Source organism: Roseateles rivi (assembly GCF_043555845.1).
Taxonomy (GTDB): domain Bacteria; phylum Pseudomonadota; class Gammaproteobacteria; order Burkholderiales; family Burkholderiaceae_C; genus Roseateles; species Roseateles rivi.
In genome coordinates this window covers 79,509-97,180 of the sequence record NZ_JBIGHZ010000002.1, presented here as the reverse complement: position 1 = coordinate 97,180, position 17,672 = coordinate 79,509, and the positions used below count along the sequence as shown (strand labels likewise).

At 66.1% G+C, this 17,672-nt stretch carries 13 protein-coding genes and 2 pseudogenes; 9 read left to right on the top strand and 6 right to left on the bottom strand.

Going from position 1 to position 17,672, the window contains the following annotated elements:
- The first annotated feature begins 49 nt into the window (after positions 1–49).
- The 3 genes and pseudogenes from ACG0Z6_RS04510 to ACG0Z6_RS04500 all read left to right on the top strand — a co-directional run.
- Positions 50–2,179 carry a TonB-dependent siderophore receptor gene (locus ACG0Z6_RS04510; RefSeq protein ID WP_394458911.1) on the top strand — a complete coding sequence of 710 codons (2,130 nt, stop codon included), beginning with the start codon at positions 50–52 and terminating at the stop codon, positions 2,177–2,179.
- A gap of 110 nt (positions 2,180–2,289) precedes the next feature.
- A pseudogene (locus ACG0Z6_RS04505) lies at positions 2,290–3,585 on the top strand (alkaline phosphatase PhoX); the annotation flags it as partial.
- Between the two features lie 30 nt (positions 3,586–3,615).
- Positions 3,616–3,714: pseudogene (locus tag ACG0Z6_RS04500) on the top strand (PEPxxWA-CTERM sorting domain-containing protein); the annotation flags it as partial.
- Here the strand turns inward: ACG0Z6_RS04500 and ACG0Z6_RS04495 are convergent.
- A complete protein-coding gene (locus ACG0Z6_RS04495; protein ID WP_394458910.1) occupies positions 3,711–4,958 on the bottom strand; it encodes a nucleoside recognition domain-containing protein in 1,248 nt (415 codons plus the stop codon). The pseudogene ACG0Z6_RS04500 and the gene ACG0Z6_RS04495 overlap by 4 nt on opposite strands.
- 327 nt (positions 4,959–5,285) lie before the next feature.
- Here ACG0Z6_RS04495 and ACG0Z6_RS04490 point away from each other — a divergent pair, with 327 nt between their 5' ends.
- Entirely contained in the window at positions 5,286–6,785 is a 1,500-nt protein-coding gene (locus ACG0Z6_RS04490) for a KAP family P-loop NTPase fold protein (RefSeq protein ID WP_394458909.1), read from the top strand.
- Between the two features lie 111 nt (positions 6,786–6,896).
- On the opposite strand, the gene ACG0Z6_RS04485 is transcribed toward ACG0Z6_RS04490, so the two are convergent.
- On the bottom strand, positions 6,897–7,799 hold the full coding sequence (locus ACG0Z6_RS04485) for a nucleotidyl transferase AbiEii/AbiGii toxin family protein (protein WP_394458908.1): 903 nt from the start codon (positions 7,797–7,799) through the stop codon (positions 6,897–6,899).
- Positions 7,796–8,395, bottom strand: a complete 600-nt coding sequence (locus ACG0Z6_RS04480) for a type IV toxin-antitoxin system AbiEi family antitoxin domain-containing protein (protein ID WP_394458907.1) — start codon at positions 8,393–8,395, stop codon at positions 7,796–7,798. The genes ACG0Z6_RS04485 and ACG0Z6_RS04480 overlap by 4 nt, the downstream gene beginning before the upstream one ends.
- 276 nt (positions 8,396–8,671) lie before the next feature.
- Here ACG0Z6_RS04480 and ACG0Z6_RS04475 point away from each other — a divergent pair, with 276 nt between their 5' ends.
- Positions 8,672–9,130, top strand: coding sequence for a GNAT family N-acetyltransferase (locus ACG0Z6_RS04475; protein ID WP_394458906.1), 459 nt, complete (start codon positions 8,672–8,674; stop codon positions 9,128–9,130).
- A gap of 40 nt (positions 9,131–9,170) precedes the next feature.
- Here the strand turns inward: ACG0Z6_RS04475 and ACG0Z6_RS04470 are convergent, their stop codons facing one another.
- The gene (locus ACG0Z6_RS04470; RefSeq protein ID WP_394458905.1) at positions 9,171–9,737 is read right to left on the bottom strand and encodes a hypothetical protein; all 567 of its coding nucleotides are present in this window, start codon (positions 9,735–9,737) and stop codon (positions 9,171–9,173) included.
- Positions 9,738–9,971: 234 nt separating this feature from the next.
- On the opposite strand from ACG0Z6_RS04470, the gene ACG0Z6_RS04465 reads away from it, so the two are divergent.
- Genes ACG0Z6_RS04465 through ACG0Z6_RS04450 form a run of 4 tightly spaced genes read left to right on the top strand, consistent with a single transcriptional unit; the run spans position 9,972 to position 13,960 of the window.
- The gene (locus tag ACG0Z6_RS04465; protein WP_394458904.1) at positions 9,972–11,846 is read left to right on the top strand and encodes a M6 family metalloprotease domain-containing protein; all 1,875 of its coding nucleotides are present in this window, start codon (positions 9,972–9,974) and stop codon (positions 11,844–11,846) included.
- A complete protein-coding gene (locus tag ACG0Z6_RS04460; protein ID WP_394458902.1) occupies positions 11,843–12,694 on the top strand; it encodes a hypothetical protein in 852 nt (283 codons plus the stop codon). The genes ACG0Z6_RS04465 and ACG0Z6_RS04460 overlap by 4 nt, the downstream gene beginning before the upstream one ends.
- Positions 12,691–13,692 carry an ATP-grasp domain-containing protein gene (locus ACG0Z6_RS04455; protein ID WP_394458901.1) on the top strand — a complete coding sequence of 334 codons (1,002 nt, stop codon included), beginning with the start codon at positions 12,691–12,693 and terminating at the stop codon, positions 13,690–13,692. Before ACG0Z6_RS04460 ends, ACG0Z6_RS04455 begins: the two co-directional genes overlap by 4 nt.
- Complete coding sequence (locus ACG0Z6_RS04450) at positions 13,616–13,960, top strand: hypothetical protein (RefSeq protein WP_394458900.1); 345 nt, start codon at positions 13,616–13,618, stop codon at positions 13,958–13,960. Before ACG0Z6_RS04455 ends, ACG0Z6_RS04450 begins: the two co-directional genes overlap by 77 nt.
- Here the strand turns inward: ACG0Z6_RS04450 and ACG0Z6_RS04445 are convergent.
- A complete protein-coding gene (locus ACG0Z6_RS04445) occupies positions 13,942–15,771 on the bottom strand; it encodes a methyl-accepting chemotaxis protein (protein ID WP_394458899.1) in 1,830 nt (609 codons plus the stop codon). The two genes, ACG0Z6_RS04450 and ACG0Z6_RS04445, sit on opposite strands and share 19 nt — an antisense overlap.
- A 50-nt stretch (positions 15,772–15,821) precedes the next feature.
- Complete coding sequence (locus ACG0Z6_RS04440) at positions 15,822–17,627, bottom strand: methyl-accepting chemotaxis protein (protein ID WP_394458898.1); 1,806 nt, start codon at positions 17,625–17,627, stop codon at positions 15,822–15,824.
- Between the last annotated feature and the right edge of the window lie 45 nt (positions 17,628–17,672).

Sequence of the window (17,672 nt, the reverse complement as noted above, 5' to 3'; positions counted from 1 at the left end):
CAGCCTGTTGCCAGCCAGTGAAGTCTTCAACACTTGCTGGATCTCGAACATGCTTGCATCACGTTGCAACCTCCGCCCCTCGCGCCTGGCTTGGGCGGCCGGTTTGACTTGGACCTTCTGTGCCGCGGCACAGGCGCAAAACCCACCCCCGGCTGAGCAGGAACTGCCCGTGCTCAAAGCCCGCGCGGCGCAGGACGACAGCGCTGGCCGTGCCACCACCACCACCAAGGGCGAGACCCGGCTGCTGGAGTTGCCGCAGTCCATCAGCGTGGTCACGCGCGAGCGCATCGATCAAACCCAGGCCAAGAGCCTGGCCGAGGCCCTCAGCGGTGTGGCCGGCGTGGTGGCGGGCGAGCGCGGCCGCCGCGGGTTTGACGACATCGGCATCCGTGGCCAGATCTTTGGTCAGGAGAAATTCGTCGACGGGCTCATGACCATGCGCCCGGGCTATATGCCGGCTGAGGAGTTGTTCGGCGCCGAGCGCGTGGAGGTGCTCAAGGGTCCGGCCTCGCTGCTGTTTGGCAGCGTGCGCCCGGGCGGCATGGTCAATGTGGTGAGCAAGCGGCCACAGCGCGAGGCCTTCACGCGGCTGGCGCTCAACGCTGGCAGCCATGGCTTCAAGGAAGCCACGCTGGATGTGGGCCGCAGCTTTGCGCAGCAGCAGCGCCATGCCTGGCGCGTGGCGGCGCTGGTCAATGACAGCGATGACGAAACCGACCACGTGTTCTTCCGCAACGCCTACGTCGCCCCATCCCTGCAACTGCAACTGGGCGAGGCCACGCAGCTCACGCTGCTGAGCAGCTACCAGGACCGCGCCTGGCTGCGCAACCAAGGACTGCCGCCCAAGGGCACCGTGTTGCCGAACAAAAACGGCCCAGTGCGCCGCGAGCTCTACCTGGGCGACCCCAGCCTGGGCCATAACGACACCCGCCGTACCCGCCTGGGCTGGGAGTTGCAGCACCAGCTCAACAGCGCTTGGAGCCTGCACCAGAACGCGCGTTGGGACGACTCACAGCTGACCCAGCGCGTGGCGGCCTACCACGCGACGCTGGCGGCCGACGAGCGCACCCAGGCGCGTACCGGCACCTTGGCCTCGGATGACCAACGCGCCCTGGCGCTGGACACCCATATGCGCGGGCGCGCGAATTCGCCCCTGGGCCGCCACAGCCTGACTCTGGGCCTGGATCTGGCGCACTTCAGCGGCCGCAGTGCGGCCAACAACTGCAGCACGGCCAATCTGGGCACGCAAGACCTCTACACGCCGAGCTACGGGCGCTTCTCGCTCAACACCGTCTGCACCGGGGCCGCGCGTGACAACAGCGAACTGCTGCGCAGCGCCGGTCTGTACGCACGCGACCAACTGCACCTCGACGCCGGTCTGGTGCTGACCTACGGCCTGCGCCACGACCAGCTGCGCGCGCAGCTGACCGACCAGCGCACCGCCAAGCGCAGCACCCAGGGCGACTCGGCCACCACGGGCATGCTTGGCGTGGTCTACGAAATGGCACCGGGCTGGGCGCCCTACGCCAGCCTGGCCAACTCCTTCGTGCCCGTGGTCGGCAGCGACCGTGCCGGACGCGCCTTCGTGCCCGAACGCGGGCGCCAGATCGAAGGCGGCATCAAGTACGAGGGGGCAGGCGGCCGCCAAAGCGCCAGCTTCGCTCTGTACGACTTGCGTCGCCAAAACGTGCTCACGCCCGACCCGGTCAATGCCGGCTTCAACGTGCAAGACGGTGAACACCGCAGCCGTGGCCTGGAGCTGGAGGCGGGCCTGGCGCTGGCGCCGGGCTGGCGTGTCAATGCCGCCTACGGCTACACCGATGCTGAAGTCAGCCGCAGCAACAACGCCGCGGAGCGCGGACGGCGCGTCAACAACGTGCCACGCCACAGCCTCAGTGCCTGGAGCCAGTACGACATCGTCCGTGGCCCGCTGGCCGGGGTCGGCGTGGGGCTGGGCCTGCGCGGCATGAGCCAGCGCCGGGGTTACAGCTATGACTTCGCCATACCCGGCTATGCGGTGCTCGACGCCGCGCTGCGCTACCAAGGGCCGCGCTGGGGCGTGGCGCTGAATGTGCGCAACCTCACCGACAAAACGGTCTACGGCGGTGCGCTCAACAACAACGTGGTCACCCTCGGTGACACGCGCCAGCTGCGCCTGAGCGTGAACTACTCGTTGTGAGCGGCAGTCGCGGGGTGGATTCATGACGGGGTGATGACGCTGTGGCGTGCTGTGCGCTGCCATCGCCCTGTCATGTGCGGTTTCTAACGTTGCGTGCTGTGTGTGCACCGATGTGCTTTATGTGCGCGCAGCTCTCAACACATCAAGGAACCGCCATGAAACCCACGCTTTTGACTTTGGCCGCATTGCTGGCACTGGCTGGCACCGCGCAGGCGCAAGGCCCGCGCAGCAACTTCAGCAACTTCACGCCGCTGACCAGCTCGGTGGCCGAGGCCTCGCTGCCCGAGACCGCACCGCTAGGCCTGGGCCATGCGCAGTGGCAGCAGCGTTCGCTGGCGGACCGCAGCACCCAGCTGGGCTTGGGGCAGTTCAACAGCGGCAGCTGGGACATGATCGACTCCAACCGCACCGGCGCGGACGCCGGGCGCTACCTGTTCATGCCTTTTGAAACCAGCCAAGGCGGCATTCAGCGTTACGACAAAAACACCGGCAGCATGGTGACGCTGTGGAACGCGGCCAACCGCAATGACTACGTCTCCATGGACGCTTCGCGCTGGACGCCTTTTGGCACCTACCTCAGCGCCGAAGAGAGCTGGGGCACGGGCAGCAAGTACGGGCGCCTGCTGGAGCTCACCAACCCCCTGAGCGCTGGCGCTGGCACGGGCGTGGTGGAGCACCGCAACGCCGTGGCACGCGTCTCGCACGAGGGCTTGGCCTTTGACAAGAACAACAACCTCTACTTCATCGACGAGACCAATGGCGGCGCCATCTACCGCTACAGCTCGGCCACGCCCACCAGCGGCGCCACCTACTTCAACGGCGGCGTGAACGCGGTGCTGCGCGTGGGTGATGGCCTGACCGACAGCGCCACCGGCCGCGCCAGCTGGGTGGACTTCACCGACGCCAACGGCCTTGCCCTGGCCGGGGCCGCCACCATCACCGACAGCAACGGCATCACCAGCGTGGATGGCCGTGCCACGGCCAATATCGACGCCTTCCGTGGCACCAACTACATGCGCCCCGAGGACATGGAGATCAAGACGCTGGCCGACGGCACGCAGCTGCTGTTCTTCACCACCACCACCACGCACGAGGTGTTCTCCATGAACCTCGACACCATGGAGGTCAAGCGCTTCGTCAGCCGCGACACCCTGGACATGGCCACCGGTGCTGCCGTGGGCGCGAGCTTTACCAACCCCGACAACCTGGCCATGGACGCGGACGGCAACATCTACATCGTCGAAGACCAGCCCGGCGGCATGGCCGACATCTGGTTTGCGCGCGATGAAGACCATGACGGCGTGGCCGAATCCGTCGGCCGCTGGGCCACTTTGTCGACCAAAGGCGCTGAGCCCACGGGCCTGTACTTCGACCTCAACGACCCCAACCTGGCCTACGTCAACGTGCAGCACCCCGACAGCGGTGTGGACCGCCTGATGCAAATCAGCGCCGTGCCCGAGCCCAGCAGCTACGCGCTGATGCTCGGCGGCCTGGCCCTGGTGGGTTGGTCGCAGCGCCGCCGCGCCACGCGTTAAGCGAAGAAGGCATAGCCGACCAGGATGGCGCCGATGAGGCCCACCAGGTCGGCCACCAGCGCGCAGGGCAGGGCGTGGCGGGTCTTGCGGATGTTGACGCTGCCGAAGTACACCGCCAGCACGTAGAAGGTAGTCTCGGTGGAGCCCTGGATGATGGCCGCCAGGCGGCCCTCAAAACTGGCCACGCCGTAGGTGTTCATCACGTCCACCATCAGCGCGCGCGCGCCGCTGCCCGAGAGCGTTTTCATCAGCCCCACGGGCAGGGCCGCCACCCACTCGGTGGGCAGGCCCAGGCTGGCCACGCCGCGCGCCACGCCGCCCACCACCAAGTCCATGCAGCCGCTGGTGCGGAACACCGAAATCGCCACCAGCATGGCCACCAGGTAGGGAATGATTTGCACGGCCACGCCAAAGCCTTCTTTGGCGCCCTCCACAAAGCTCTCGTACACATTCACGCGCCGCCACGCCCCCACGGCGATGAAGCTGCCCATCAGCAGCAAGATGCTGCCCGCACCCAGGGCGCCCATGACGCGCGTCATCTGCGCGGGCTCAAAGCCCTGCAACCACCACCACAGCCCGCCCATGAGGGCCGCAAAACCGCCAAACAGCGCCAGCACCGGCAGGCACAGCAGCTTGAGGCGCTGCACCCAGGCCACCGCCAGCAGGCCCGAGGTGAATGAGATGAAGGTGGCCACCAGCGTGGGCAGCAGGATGTCGGCCGCATTGAAGCCCGTGAGCCCCTGCTCCATGGCCAGGGTCTGGCGCATGGCAATCACCGAGCTGGGAATGAGCGTGATGCCCGCGGTGTTGAGCACCAAAAACAAAATCATGGGGTTGCTGGCTTCGTCGGGCTTGGGGTTGATGGCCTGCAACTCCTGCATGGCCTTGAGCCCCAGCGGCGTGGCCGCGTTGTCCAGCCCCAGCATGTTGGCGCTGACGTTCATCACCACCGCGCCATTGGCCGGGTGCTGGCGCGGCACCTGCGGCATCAGCCGCGCCAGCAAGGGCGCCAGCACGCGCGCCAGCAGCTGGATCACCCCCGCGTGCTCGCCCACCTTCATGAGGCCCAGCCACAAACACATCACCCCCACCAGGCCCAGCGAGATGTCCACGCTGACCTTGGCGGTGTCAAAAATGCCGCTCAACATCTGAGCCAGCACCTGCCCATCCCCCGCCGCGGCGCGCCACAGCGCCACGGCCAGGCCGATCAAGAAAAAGGCAATCCAGATGACATTGAGAACCATGGGGGGCGCGGCGCGGTTGGTGGAGCAAGAGGCCCATTATTCCGGCAGCGGCCACCCCTGAGGGGTCTCAGCCCCGACCCCGCCCAATACGCCCCATAAATCGCCCCAAGCCATGCTCGAAGATGGTTGCGCAGGGCGCTTGGCTGGCGCCGCCTCAACGCCCAAGCGAGACGCAGCCTGTGCCAAGATTCACGGCGACAGAGGAGGGGTTGCCATGGAGCAAACCAACAACGACCAAGCCGATCACTGGAAAAAAGACGCTTTCAAGCGCAAACCCTATGCGGATTTTTTGACCCAGTTTCTGATCGGAAAGTACAGCGCAGCGGAGTGTCAGAAGGTCCCCAGGCCTATACCTTGGCCTTGGATGCGGAATGGGGCGCGGGGAAAACTTTCTTTTTGGAATGCTGGCAGCAGGACTTGAAAGGCCCGCAGGGCAAGAAGCAGGCCTGTGCGGTGGTCAATTTCAATGCTTGGGCCGCTGACTTTGCCGCCGACCCGATGCCGGCGTTTCAAAGCGAACTGCGGGCCGCGTTGAGCGAGGCATTGAATACGGCTGGCATCACCGCGCAGGCAAAAAGCGCCGGTTTGAGTGCAATTCGTGCTGCGTCCGAGCAGCTTGGGCGCGTTGCGCTTTCTATGACCAAGTTCCTAGGCAATGTTGTGTTGAAACAGGCGACAGGTTTCAGCGTTGGCGGATGGGCGGAGGTCATCAGCGGAGTCCCTTGGCTAGGGCCCTACATTGCTCGTTACTTCAATGGCAAAACAGTGGGCGATGTGCTGCCAACTAAGTCCGCAGAAGATGCGCTGGACACGCTATTCACAGTCCAATTGGACGAACACGTTCAACGCCAAAAGGCGATAGTGGAATTCAAGCGCCAGCTGGCTGAGGTGATCAAAGCGCTGTCGCCCAGCAATCAAGCATTCACGCCGCTGTTCGTGTTCGTCGACGAACTGGACCGTTGCAAACCCAGCTTTGCCGTGGGCTTGCTCGAAGCCATCAAGCACGTGTTCAATGTGCCTGGCATGTGCGTGGTGGTGGCCACGCACATGGACCAACTGGCCTACACCGTCAGCGGTGTTTACGGCGCAGGCTTTGATGGCCGCACCTATTTGCAGCGGTTCTTCGACAGCGTGGTGGCGCTGCCACCCGCCACGGGGCCTCAGAAGCTGGCCGCGTGGTTGGAGGAGCGGCCCATCCTCAAAGAGGACCGATGCTGCTGGGTGCAGCCGCCGCTGGGCTATCAGTCCGATGACTATGGTTCCGGTGCAGCAGGCATGTTGGCTTGGGTGTTTGACGGAATCCCGCACGACCTTCGGTCTCAGCTGCAGGTACTGGATCTTATGGAAGCAGCGGCCTCCGGGTTCAAAAGCCCTGCGCGGATTCACGCGGTATGGCTGGCCATTCTTTGCAGCCTTTGGCATTCCAAACGAGATGCTTTTAAGTTGCTGGAGAAGACATGCCGGCGAACAGGTGACGCGAATTCGTGGGTTGAAAAAGCTGGCTTGGTTGACGCGACACGCACGTTGAATGTGCCTCAGGTGCCAGTCCAACCGTTTCCAGCTGACGTGATCGGTTTGGTGTCACTGCGCGAGCTTGCCGAGGTCTATGTGGCTTTGTGCCGAGGGACCAAACCCATTGCATTGGCGCAAGCATCGGGTTCTGGCAAGCGCATCCTGGCTGACACCGTGTCGCAATCCATGGAGGTAGCAAAACCAGGCATGCTGAACAGCTCGATCGAAGCCGAACAGGCGCAGCTGATTTCTTACTTTGATTTGGTCCGCAACGCAGGGCACTTGTGGAGCGCCAGTGCCAATGGCACGGCCTGAGATCGTTACGCCGAACACCTTCTGCGACGAGGCGTTTCGAGGCAGTGACGGGCATCAGCGGGCTGCCCATTTCCGCTCATGGCCGGAGCGGCTCAAACCCTGGTTCGGCTTTCAACCCCAGCTCAAGGTTTCGGGGCGCCAAGTGGCCGTGGCTTGGGTGTTGGCCACGGCAACCTGGGTCGGTGGCCACAGCAGGGCATTGAGCAAAGCGATGGTGTCTTCCAGACTCAAGGCTTCGATGCGGTTTTTGTTCAGGAAGGCTTGCCACTGCTTCAGCTTGGCCGGGTCTTCGCTGAACTGCTGGGTCAGTGCCAGTGGGCGCTCGGTGGGCAGGGCGGTTTGGCGCCGTGCAAAGGTGGCGGCGATGGCTGCTGCCAGCGTGGCGCCGTTCAGTTCTGTGCGCCGTGCAATGACCGCCAGGTCGAAGAAGTCTTTCATGCGGCTGTTGGCCTGCCCGAGCATCACCATGGCCTGGTATTTCTCGGCGATCACGGTGTAGACCGGATAGACCCGCAGCGTTGGGCGTGGGAAGTCGTTCAGCAAAGTCGGGTAAGCCGCGGTCTGCGGCCCTGGCGTGACGGCATCGCCGAAGCCCACGTCGATCTGCAGCGTGCAGCGTGCCGTTGCGATGCGCGCCACCAGGGTGATGCGTGTGCCGCCATACGTGTTGCTTTCGCGAATGGCCTCGGCCTTCACGGCATCGGGGTCAAACACGATGCCGTCGCTCAGGTCCAGCGCGGCGATGTCTCGGAAGGTGGCGATCAGGTGGGCCGCATCGTCGGGGCCGAAGCCCAGCAGGTCGGCGTCCCGGGTTGGCCGGTGTGGCGTGTCGTACCACAGCGCAAAGAGCAAGGCGCCCTTCAGCAAGAAGCGGTCGGCGTGCGGTGAGTGGCTGACCCGAGCCAGCAGGCGTTCCATGCCGAAGCGGTTGAGCAGCAGGTTGTAGTCGTCGCCACGCTGCTTGGCCAGCGCCAGCAGCCGAGCCAGGATCGATGCACTGAGGTTGCCGCTCACAGCGCGATGGCCTCCAGGTAGGGCTGCATCACGCGCTCGACCCGGTTGATCTTGGCGAAGTGGCTCAGCTCGGCCATGGTGACCTTGCGGCTGCGCCAAGCGTCTTTCAGCGCCTCCAGCGCCACGTCCAGACCGATCTTGTTGCGGAACTTGAAGCAGTCCGTCACCGTCTTGGCGGCGCTGTAAACGCGGATGGCGGCGCCGTGGTCGGTCACACTCAGAATGCCTTCGCGATATGCCAGGCCACGCAGGCGCGTGATGCGCAGCTGGGGGTAGCTTAGCGCTGGAGTTTGACTGCCTTCAGGCAGCGCGAGCCACACCTCGTGCGGGAGCTGCGTGCCGATGCCATGGAATTGCAGCGCGCTCAGCAGGCACAGCACGCCCTTGGGGACGCGTTGGCAGACCTCGAGCAGGGTTTGGTGTTCAGTGACTTCGGCTTCAGGAAGTCCATACAGACCCCGGGCGATGCGCTGCAGCTTGCCCGACTGGTGCAGCCGAATCAGCAGCTGCGGCGACCAGCCTTGCTCGCGCACATCCGCCGCCCGCAGCACACGCCGTTGCAGGGCCAGTTCGAGGATGTGGTCAGACTGAGTCATGTGGGAGAAGTTTAATAAACGCATTACTTAAGATCAAGTAATGCGATTAGCAATCTGATGTTGGCAGGGGGCTCTGCTCGCAAAAAACCCGGCTTGGCCGGGTTTTTTCATGGACGATCAACAGCCAACTCAAAACGCCGGCACCACCGCGCCTTTGTAGTGCTCGCGGATGAAGCGTACGGAATGGCTATATCGATATGGGGGTGTGACAAGATGCGGGCCACCCATGAGGCCCGCTGCCGCGCGCCCCCGGCCCCAACCTTGCACACCCCCGCCATGACGCTTTGCTACCGGCCCGCCACGCCCCAAGACGCCCCCGAGTGCCTGCGCCTGCGCGGGCTCACGCGCGAGAACCCGGTGTCGGTCCAGCGCCTGGCGGAGCTGGGCATCACCGCGCAGAGTTGGGCCGCGGACACGGCATCGGGCGATCTGCCCGGCTTTGTGGCCCTGGAGGGCGGGGCCATCGTGGCCTACTGCTTTGGCGCGGCGCGCACGGGCGAGGTGGTGGTCTTGGTGGTGATGCCCGCCCACGAGGGCCGCGGCGTGGGGCGCCATCTGCTGGGCTTGGTCGGCGCGCTGCTGCGCCAGCTGGGGCACACGCGCTTGTTCTTGGGCTGCTCGCCCGACCCGCGCGACCGCTCACACGGCTTCTACCGCCACCTCGGGTGGCGCAGCACCGGCGAGGTGGACCGCTACGGTGACGAGGTGCTGGAGCTGCTGCCCGCCGAGGGCTGAGCACTGCGGCGCTTGCCGCTCACACCTCAGCCTTCACACCTCAACCCTCAATCGGCAGCTCCGCCAGCTCGCGCAGCAAGGTGCTGAGGCTTTGGCGCATGGCCGCTTCCAGGGCCAGGCGGCCGCCTTGGCCGGGTTGGGTCCAGCTGCGCTCCCAGCCCAGGGTTTGGTGCACGCGCATCTGGCGCAGGTAGACCAGGCGTTCGCCCTCGCGCTGCACCAGGCGGAATTCCAGGTAGAGCGTGGCCTTGCTGTCGCCGGGCTGGGGCCAGCTGGCGTCTTGGCTCAGCAGCTTGGTGTGCAGCTCGTAGCGGGCGAGTTTGGGGTCGGGGGCGTTGAGGCCGGTGTCGCGCAGCAAGTCGTCCAGCACCACGCGCAGGCGCGGGGTGTTCACCGAGGTGCCAAACCAGGCTTCGCTGATGCGCTCGCTTTGCACCTTGCCCAGCGCCACTTGGCGGCGCAGCGCGGCGGGCATCCAGCTGGACAGCTGCAGGCGCTCGATGGTGCTGAGCCGCGCGCTCTCGGGCTCCAGCGGGGTGGCGCAGCCGCTCAGCAGCGCCAGCAACAGGGCCAGCGGCAGCAGCAAGGGGCGGGGCAGGGCGGACATGTCAGCCACTGTAGTGCGCACGCGCTGGCCGCCATGGCCTGAACAGGCCGGGCTTTGCCGCGGTGTTCGCGCGGCTGGCGCACCCCCCTAGTTCAGCAGGGGGTGGGGCCCAAAACCGTCAAGCTAGGGATAAGCGAAGCGCGCCTGGCCTCCCAGACTCACGCCAAGCCGGGCCCAGTGCCGCTGTGGCGCCGCCTGGCTCTTCACGCTGAGACAGCGATTCAAGGAGGATTCATGGACCGTTCTTACCGCCCCCTGCGGCCTGCCTGCGCCGCCGTGCGTGCGCGCCATTCAGACTTCTGTGCTGTGGCGCCCCACCCCGATTTGATGGACAAACTGCGTGCCGAGCTGGCCACGGCGCGCGCTGGCGCCAGCGACACGCTGGCCGCTGCCCTGAGCCTGGCGCGTGGCCCGCGCATGCTGGGCTTTAACGACGGGATGATTCTGCCGCCCGAGAACTTCCCCGTGGGCACGGCCATGAGTGCCATTCGCAGCGCGGCGGCCGATCGCGCGCCGCTGCGTGGTGCGCTGCGCGTGGTGGTGGTGCTGGCGCAGTTCAGCGACCGCCCCATGAGCGCGGGCGCGGCGGCACGCTTTCGCGATTTGTTCTTTTCTTCGGGCGTGCTGCCGCACGGCTCGGTGAAGGAGTACTTCCGCGATGTGAGCAACAACCTGGTGGACATCGTCGGCGAGGTGGTGGGCCCCTTCACCATGCCGCAAACCCTGGCCTGGTATGCCAACAGCAACTTCGGCATTGGTCAGCCCAGCGGCACACCCCGCGCCAACATCCTGGCGCGCGATGCGGCCGTGGCCGCCAACCCCACGGTGAACTACGGGCTCTACGACAACGATGGCAACGGCTATGTGGACGCCTTCATCGTGGTGCACGCGGGCTCGGGTGGCGAGGTCACGGGCAACTCGGGCGACATCTGGTCGCACAAATGGACGCTGCCCAGCGCCTACGCGGCCGATGGCAAGCAGATCTACGCCTACCTCACCATTCCCGAAGACGCGCGCCTGGGCGTGTGCGCGCATGAGCTGGGGCATTTGCTGTTTGGCTTCCCCGACCTCTACGACACCGACTACAGCTCCGAGGGCATTGGCAACTGGTGCCTGATGGCTGGCGGCTCGTGGAACGGCGGCGGCGACATTCCCGCCCACCCCAGCGCCTGGTGCAAGGCCAACCAGGGTTGGGTGACGGTGAACAACGTCACCAGCAGCAGCACGCTGTCGCTGCCCGATGTCAAAACCAGCCGCACCGTGCACCGGCTCTGGAAAGATGGTGCCGGGGGCAACGAGTACTTCCTGCTGGAAAACCGCCAGCGCGCGGGCTTTGATGCCCAGCTGCCGGGCGACGGGCTCTTGATCTGGCACATCGACGAAGCGCAGTCCGGCAACACCGATGAGAACCACTACAAAGTGGCCCTCATGCAGGCCGATGGTCGGCGCGACTTGGAGCTGGACCGCGGCCGTGGCGATGGCGGCGACCCCTACCCCGGCAGCAGCAACAACACCAGCTTCAACGCCAGCGCCAACCCCAACTCCAAGAGCTATGCCAACCAGGACACCTGCGTCTCGGTGACGGAGATTTCGGCCTCCGCCTCCACCATGACGGCGCGCGTGGCGGTGAGCTGCAAGAGCTTGATCAAAGACGCCAAAGACCTGCGCAAAGACCTGCGCAAAGACGGCAAAGAAGCCAGCAAAGACCTCAAAGACCTGCGCAAGGAAATCACCAAAGACTTGCGCAAAGAGGTCAAGGAAGTGGTCAAGGAACGCAAGGATTTGAAGGACCGCGTCGAGATCAAGCCGCGCAAAGAAGTCTTTGAAAAACCCGGTGGCGGTGGGGGCGGCGGCGACCCGCTGGGCAGCATCAACAGCGAGGGCGACAGCGCCTTGCTGCAGGTGGTCATGTCGCTGGAGCAACGCGTGGCCGAGCTGGAGGCGGGCGGTGCTGCCGCCGCGGAGATGAGTGCGCAGCCCTTCATCGGGGCAGAGCTTCGCCCCGACCTGGCTGGCGCACCTGATGCCGGTGACGACCATGCCGATTTGCAGGAGCGCATGGCGCGGGGCGACGCCTCTGCCAAGCGCGCTTTTGACAACCGGCCATGAGTCTGCTCATCCTGGCGCATGCGCGCGACGCCCTGGCCCAGGCCGTGGCCCAGCGCCTGCGGCCGGGCCTGGGCGAGCAGCTGCTGCAAGTGGCGCCCGAGGCCCTGGCCTCGGCGGCCTGGGCGCTGCAGCAAGACGCCCAGGGGCGGCTGCAAACGCGGCTCACCCTGGCCGATGGGCGCGTCATCTGCAGCCGCACGGTGCAGCGGGTGTGGTCGCGCGTGCAGGCGCTGCCCCAGCCCGCCTTTGCGCGCAGCCCGGCCAAAGACCGCGACTACGCCGCCGCCGAGCTGCAGGCCTTGGTCAGCAGCTGGTTGGCGGAGTGGGGCAGCCAGGCCGAGCCCGCGCAGCGTGCGCACTGCTCACCCACCCCGGCCCTGGCCTTGCTGCACTGGCTGCTGCCCGCGCAGCAGCTGGGCCTGATGCTGCACCCCGTGCTGCACCAGGCGCTGCAGACCGAGGCTCAGCCACCCAGCGCAGCGCAACCTGTGCCCGACTTAGCTGCCCGCAGCGAGGACGCGCCCTGGCGCCTCTTGCTGGCTTGGGGCCAGGCCAGCTGGTTGAACGTGCGTGGCACGCGCATGCCGCCCCCGCCTGATGCGGCCGATCTGCTGCAGCGGGCGCAGGCCCTGGCCCAGCAGCTGCAGTTGCGCGTGCTGGAGCTGCGCTGGCAGCGCCTGGGCCCGCCCGAGGCGCCGCTGCGCCTGGTGGCCGTGCTGCCATGCCCCAACCAGGCCAGCGCTGCTGCGGTGGAGTGTGTGGCTGCGGGCTTGCTGCGCTGGTGGCGTGAGGAGCCCGCGTCCGCAGGCGTGGCCTTGAACGGCAGAGCCAGAGAGCAAACATCATGATTTTGATCATCGGCCGGTCTGACGACCCGCCCATCACCATGGCCCTGCAGGCGCTGCAAGAGCAGGGTGCGCCGCACCAGTTTCTGGAGCTGCGCACCCTGGCGCAGGACGGGCTGCAATTCGATTTACAGCACGGCCAGCTGCAGGGCTGGCTGCGCCTGGCCGGGCAGCGCCTGCCCTTGAGCGAGGTGCGCGCCATCTACGCGCGGCTGCTGAGCCCGGGCAGCCGCTGGGCCTCGCCGCAGCAGGCCCAAACCGTGTCGGCCCGCGCCGAGCAGTTGTTGCACTGGCTGGATGTGGCGCCCTGTCTGGTGGTGAACCGGCCCTCGGCCATGAACACCAACAACGCCAAACCCATGCAGGCGCACTGGATTGCCGCCAGCGGCTTTGCCGTGCCTGAAACCCTGGTCAGCAGCGATGCGCAGGAGGTGCAGGCCTTTCGCGAGCTGCATGGGCGTGTGATCTACAAATCCATCAGCGGCGTGCGCTCCATCGTGCGCGAGCTCACCGAGGCCGACCTGCCGCGCCTGCAGCAGCTGCGCCAGCTGCCCGTGCAGTTCCAGGCCCTGGTGCCGGGGGAGGATGTGCGCGTGCATGTGGTGGGCTCGCAATGCCTGGCCGCCAGCATTGCCTGCACAGCGGTGGACTACCGCTACGGGCGCGGCGAGCAGACCGCGCGGCTGCGCCCCACTGATCTGCCCGCCGAGGTGCAGGCGCGATGCCTGACCCTGGCACGAGAGCTGGGTTTGAGCATGGCTGGCATAGACTTGCGGCGCACGCCCGACGGTTCATGGGTTTGTTTCGAGGTCAACCCCATGCCGGCTTACAGCTATTACGAGTCGCACACGGGCTTGCCCATCAGCACGGCGTTGGCGCGCTGCCTGATGGCCGCCGACTCGTCCAGCCCTGAGGACGCCCACCATGAGCATGCCAGTGACGGAGAACCTCACCCAACTCAGCGGCCGCGTGCTGAGCTGGGAACCCCATCCCTTGCGTGAGGGTTGGGTGTTGCTGCAACTGCAGCTGGAGTCTTGCCAGCCCGTGCCTGGCAAGGCCGACATGCTCGGCGCCAGCCTGCGCGTGGGCCGACCCGCCCAGCTGGTGCTGCGCCAGGATTTGCTGGCCGCCCACCCCGATCCACAGCCGGTGCCGGGCCTGCAAGCTTTTGAAGCCTGGCGGCTGCGCTGCCGCGCCAAGTTCACGCCTGAAGGCGCTCAGGTTGAGGCCCACCCCGAGCCCGAGCACTTTCAGCTCGCGCGCCCCTGACCCACCGCATCGTGGGCCTCCAGCTTGAACTCCCCCACCAGGGTGGAGAGCTGAAGGGCCTGGTCTTTCAGGCTTTCGGCCGCGGCGGCTGATTCCTCCACCAGCGCGGCGTTTTGCTGCGTCATTTGGTCGAGCTGGTTGATGGCTTGCTGCACCTCGCCAATGGAGCGGCTTTGCGCCACCGCACCCTGGCTGATGTCGCCAATGATGGCGCTGACCGAACGCACCGCCGCGACGAGCTCCGTCATGGTGTGTCCGGCTTGATCCACCAGCTCGGCGCCAGTCTCCACGCGTTCCACGCTGGTGTTGATGAGGGTTTTGATCTCCCGCGCCGCCTCGGCGCTGCGCTGCGCCAGCCCGCGCACCTCCGCCGCCACGACGGCAAAGCCGCGCCCCTGTTCACCGGCCCGCGCCGCCTCCACGGCTGCGTTGAGTGCCAGGATGTTGGTTTGAAAGGCAATGCCGTCGATGGTGCCAATGATGTCGGCAATGCGCCGTGAGCTGGCGCTGATGTCGTTCATGGTGCTGACCACGCGCTGCACCACCTCGCCGCCGCGGTTGGCCACTTCGGCCGAGGTGCTGGCGAACTTGGCAGCCTCCGTGGCCGAGCTGGCATTGCGCTGCACGTTCTCGGTGAGCAGCTGCATGGTGGTGACGGTTTGCTCCAGGCTGGCCGCGGTCTGCTCGGTGCGTGCGCTCAAGTCCTGCCCGCCCGAGGCAATCTCGCGCGAGGCCAGGGTGATGGACTCCGCCCCGTCGCGCACGCGCAGCAGCACGCTGCCGATGTGGGCTGCAAAGCGGTTGAAGGCCCGCGCCATGTCCCCCAGCTCATCCCTGCCGCCCTCATCCAGGCGCTGCGTGAGGTCGCCGCCATCGCCCGCGCCAATGCCCATCATGGCCTGGCGGGTCTGGTCCAGTCGGCGCAGCAACCGTCGCAGCAGCAGCGCCAGAATCACTGCCGCCACGGCGGCCTCGATCAGCGCGCCTGTCAAATTCGCGCGGCTCATCTCGTGCAGCATCTCTAGGGCCTCACTCTCCAGCGCGGCGGTCAGCAGCATCCAGTCCGTGCCCTCGATGGGTTCGCTCAACACCAAGTAGCGCGTGCCCTCGTGCACCAGCGGCGAGGGCCGCCTGCTGGCTTGATCGAGCAGCTCGGGGTTCAGGCTGGGGTAGATCTCACCGAGCTTTTTGAGCAGGTGTTGCGGGTCTGAATGCGCCACGATTTGCCCCGAGGCGTTGACCAGCAGCGCAAAGCCGCCGGGCGTGGGTTTGCGTGCTGCCAATTCGCGCACCAGAAAGTCCAGGCTGATGTTGGCCGCCATCACGCCCTGCACCTTGTCGCCTTGGCGCACGGCCGTGGCAAAGGCCAGCATGGGTTTGGCGTCGGCCACCGAATCAAAGGGCGGCGTCAGGATGGGGCCTTGCGCTTGCACGGCCCACTTGTACCAAGGCCGCGAGGTGGGGTCGAAGTCCGGGGGCAGGTCGGCCGCGGGCAGCATCACCGTGTGCTTGTCCGCACGCCCAAAGTAGGCGCGCTCCAGGCGCGTGGCGTTGAGGGTCAGCTGCAGCAGGGCATCAGGCCGCTCGGGGTCGAGGTTTTTGGACAGCGCGCCCAGCAGGCGCTTTTGGTCGCGCACCCAGTCGACGATGATGGCGGCCGCGGCGTCGTCATCGCGGCTCATGCGTGCGTAGAGGTCGTCAGTGACGCCCTCCTGCACGGTACGGTAGCTGATGAAGGCGCTCATGCCCACCGCAGCTACCACCACCGCCACGCTGGCGGCCAACAATCGTGCTTGCAGAGTTTTGAGCATGAAGATCTCCAGCATCTGGGTACAGCAAAGGGGGCTGATGGCGTGGGGCTTCAGGACTCGCTCAGCTTGAAGGCGCCCACCACCTCCGACAGCCGTGCTGCTTGCTCTTTGAGGCTCTCGGCGGCAGCGGCTGACTGCTCCACCAGGGCGGCGTTTTGCTGCGTCATGCGGTCCAGCTCGGAGATGGCTTCCTGCACCTCGCCGATGGAGTGACTTTGCTGGCCGGCGCTGTGGCTGATGTCGCCAATGATGGCGCTGACCGAGCGCACCGCCGCCACGATCTCTGTCATGGTTTGACCAGCCTGGCCCACCAATTGGGCGCCGCCTTCCACGCGCTCGACGCTGGAGCTGATCAGGGACTTGATCTCCTTGGCGGCCTCGGCGCTGCGCTGCGCGAGGCCGCGCACTTCAGAGGCCACCACGGCAAAGCCTCGGCCTTGCTCGCCCGCCCGCGCGGCCTCCACGGCCGCGTTGAGCGCCAGGATGTTGGTCTGGAAGGCAATGCCATCGATGGTGCCGATGATGTCGGCAATGCGCCGCGAGCTGCTGCTGATCTCGTCCATGGTGCTCACCACCTGCGCCACCACTTCGCCACCCCGGTTGGCCACTTCGGCCGAGGTGCCTGCGTGGCTGGACGCGTCGCGGGCTGAATCGGCACTGTGCTGCACCGTCTGCGTCAAGGCCTGCATGGTGGTGACGGTCTGTTGCAGGTTGGAGGCCGTCTGCTCGGTGCGCGCACTCAAATCTTGGCTGCCCGTGGCAATCTCGCGCGAGGCCACCGTGATGGATTCCGCCCCTCGGCGCACATCGCGCAACACGTCGGCAATGTGCTCGACAAAGGCGTTGAAGGCTTGGGCAATGTCGGTCAGCTCGTCGCTGCCGCGCTCATCCAGGCGCTGGGTCAAATCGCCACCGCCGCCCGCGTTGATGCCCACCATGGCGTCGCGCACCTGAACCAGGCGACGCATGATGCGGTGCACCACCAGCGTCATGATCAAGGACGAGACCAAGCCGATGATGAGCAATGTCACCAAGGTGTTGCGCATCAGCTTGCTCAGCATGCCCAGCGCCTCTTGCTTCCAGGCACAGCTCACCATCACCCAGTCCGTGCCCTCCACCGGGGTGACGCTGACGTAGTACTCACGGTCTTGGATGCGCACGGCGCTGGAGGTTGAGTCCGAGACCTTGCGCAGCGCCTCCAAGGTCAGCCCGGGGTAGAGCTCCTTGAGGGGTTTGAAGGCCAGCGCGGGGTCGCTGTGGGCAATCACGGTTTCGTCTTTGTCCAGCAGCAGGGCAAAGCCATTGGGGGTGGGCTTGGAGGAGGCCAGCTCCGTGGTCACCATGACCATGGGGGCGTTAATGCCCGCCACGCCCAGCAGCTGCCCCCTGTCGCGCCGCGCCATGGAAAACGACACCACGGGCTTGTTGTTGACGATGGCTAAAAAGGGCTTCGACACCACCGGCCCGTCGGCCTTGGTGGCGGGCTCATACCAAGGGCGGGTGCGCGGGTCAAAGCCAGGCGGCACCGTGGTGGTGGGCATGATGCTGAACTGACCGTCAGTGGAGGCGTAGAAAGCATGGTCCAGCCCGCCCATGCGCGTGGCCTGGAGCAGGGCCGGGCGCGGGTCTTCCAGGTCCAGGCTCTCGGCGGTGGCGCGGGCCAGGGCTTTTTGGCTCTCCACCCACTGCGAAATGGACTGAGCGTGCACATCGTCCTGGGTGCTGCGCTGTATGGCTGACACTTCCAGTACATGTTGGCGCACCGTGAAGTAGCTCACCACGGCGGTGAGGGCGACAGACAGCACAACCAGCACCCCGCTGGCCAGTGACAGGCGCGCCTTGATGGTTTTGAACATGATGGAAAAGCTCCGAACGACCGTGAACGAATGCACGCAATTGTT

Excerpts from the sequence above, each read along its gene's own strand:
- ACG0Z6_RS04465 (WP_394458904.1), top strand. The coding sequence starts at position 9,972 with ATGGACCGTTCTTACCGCCCCCTGCGGCCTGCCTGCGCCGCCGTGCGT.
- ACG0Z6_RS04495 (WP_394458910.1), bottom strand. The coding sequence starts at position 4,958 with ATGGTTCTCAATGTCATCTGGATTGCCTTTTTCTTGATCGGCCTGGCC.
- ACG0Z6_RS04510 (WP_394458911.1), top strand. The coding sequence starts at position 50 with ATGCTTGCATCACGTTGCAACCTCCGCCCCTCGCGCCTGGCTTGGGCG.
- ACG0Z6_RS04475 (WP_394458906.1), top strand. The coding sequence starts at position 8,672 with ATGACGCTTTGCTACCGGCCCGCCACGCCCCAAGACGCCCCCGAGTGC.
- ACG0Z6_RS04455 (WP_394458901.1), top strand. The coding sequence starts at position 12,691 with ATGATTTTGATCATCGGCCGGTCTGACGACCCGCCCATCACCATGGCC.
- ACG0Z6_RS04480 (WP_394458907.1), bottom strand. The coding sequence starts at position 8,395 with ATGACTCAGTCTGACCACATCCTCGAACTGGCCCTGCAACGGCGTGTG.
- ACG0Z6_RS04460 (WP_394458902.1), top strand. The coding sequence starts at position 11,843 with ATGAGTCTGCTCATCCTGGCGCATGCGCGCGACGCCCTGGCCCAGGCC.
- ACG0Z6_RS04450 (WP_394458900.1), top strand. The coding sequence starts at position 13,616 with ATGAGCATGCCAGTGACGGAGAACCTCACCCAACTCAGCGGCCGCGTG.
- ACG0Z6_RS04440 (WP_394458898.1), bottom strand. The coding sequence starts at position 17,627 with ATGTTCAAAACCATCAAGGCGCGCCTGTCACTGGCCAGCGGGGTGCTG.
- ACG0Z6_RS04445 (WP_394458899.1), bottom strand. The coding sequence starts at position 15,771 with ATGCTCAAAACTCTGCAAGCACGATTGTTGGCCGCCAGCGTGGCGGTG.
- ACG0Z6_RS04470 (WP_394458905.1), bottom strand. The coding sequence starts at position 9,737 with ATGTCCGCCCTGCCCCGCCCCTTGCTGCTGCCGCTGGCCCTGTTGCTG.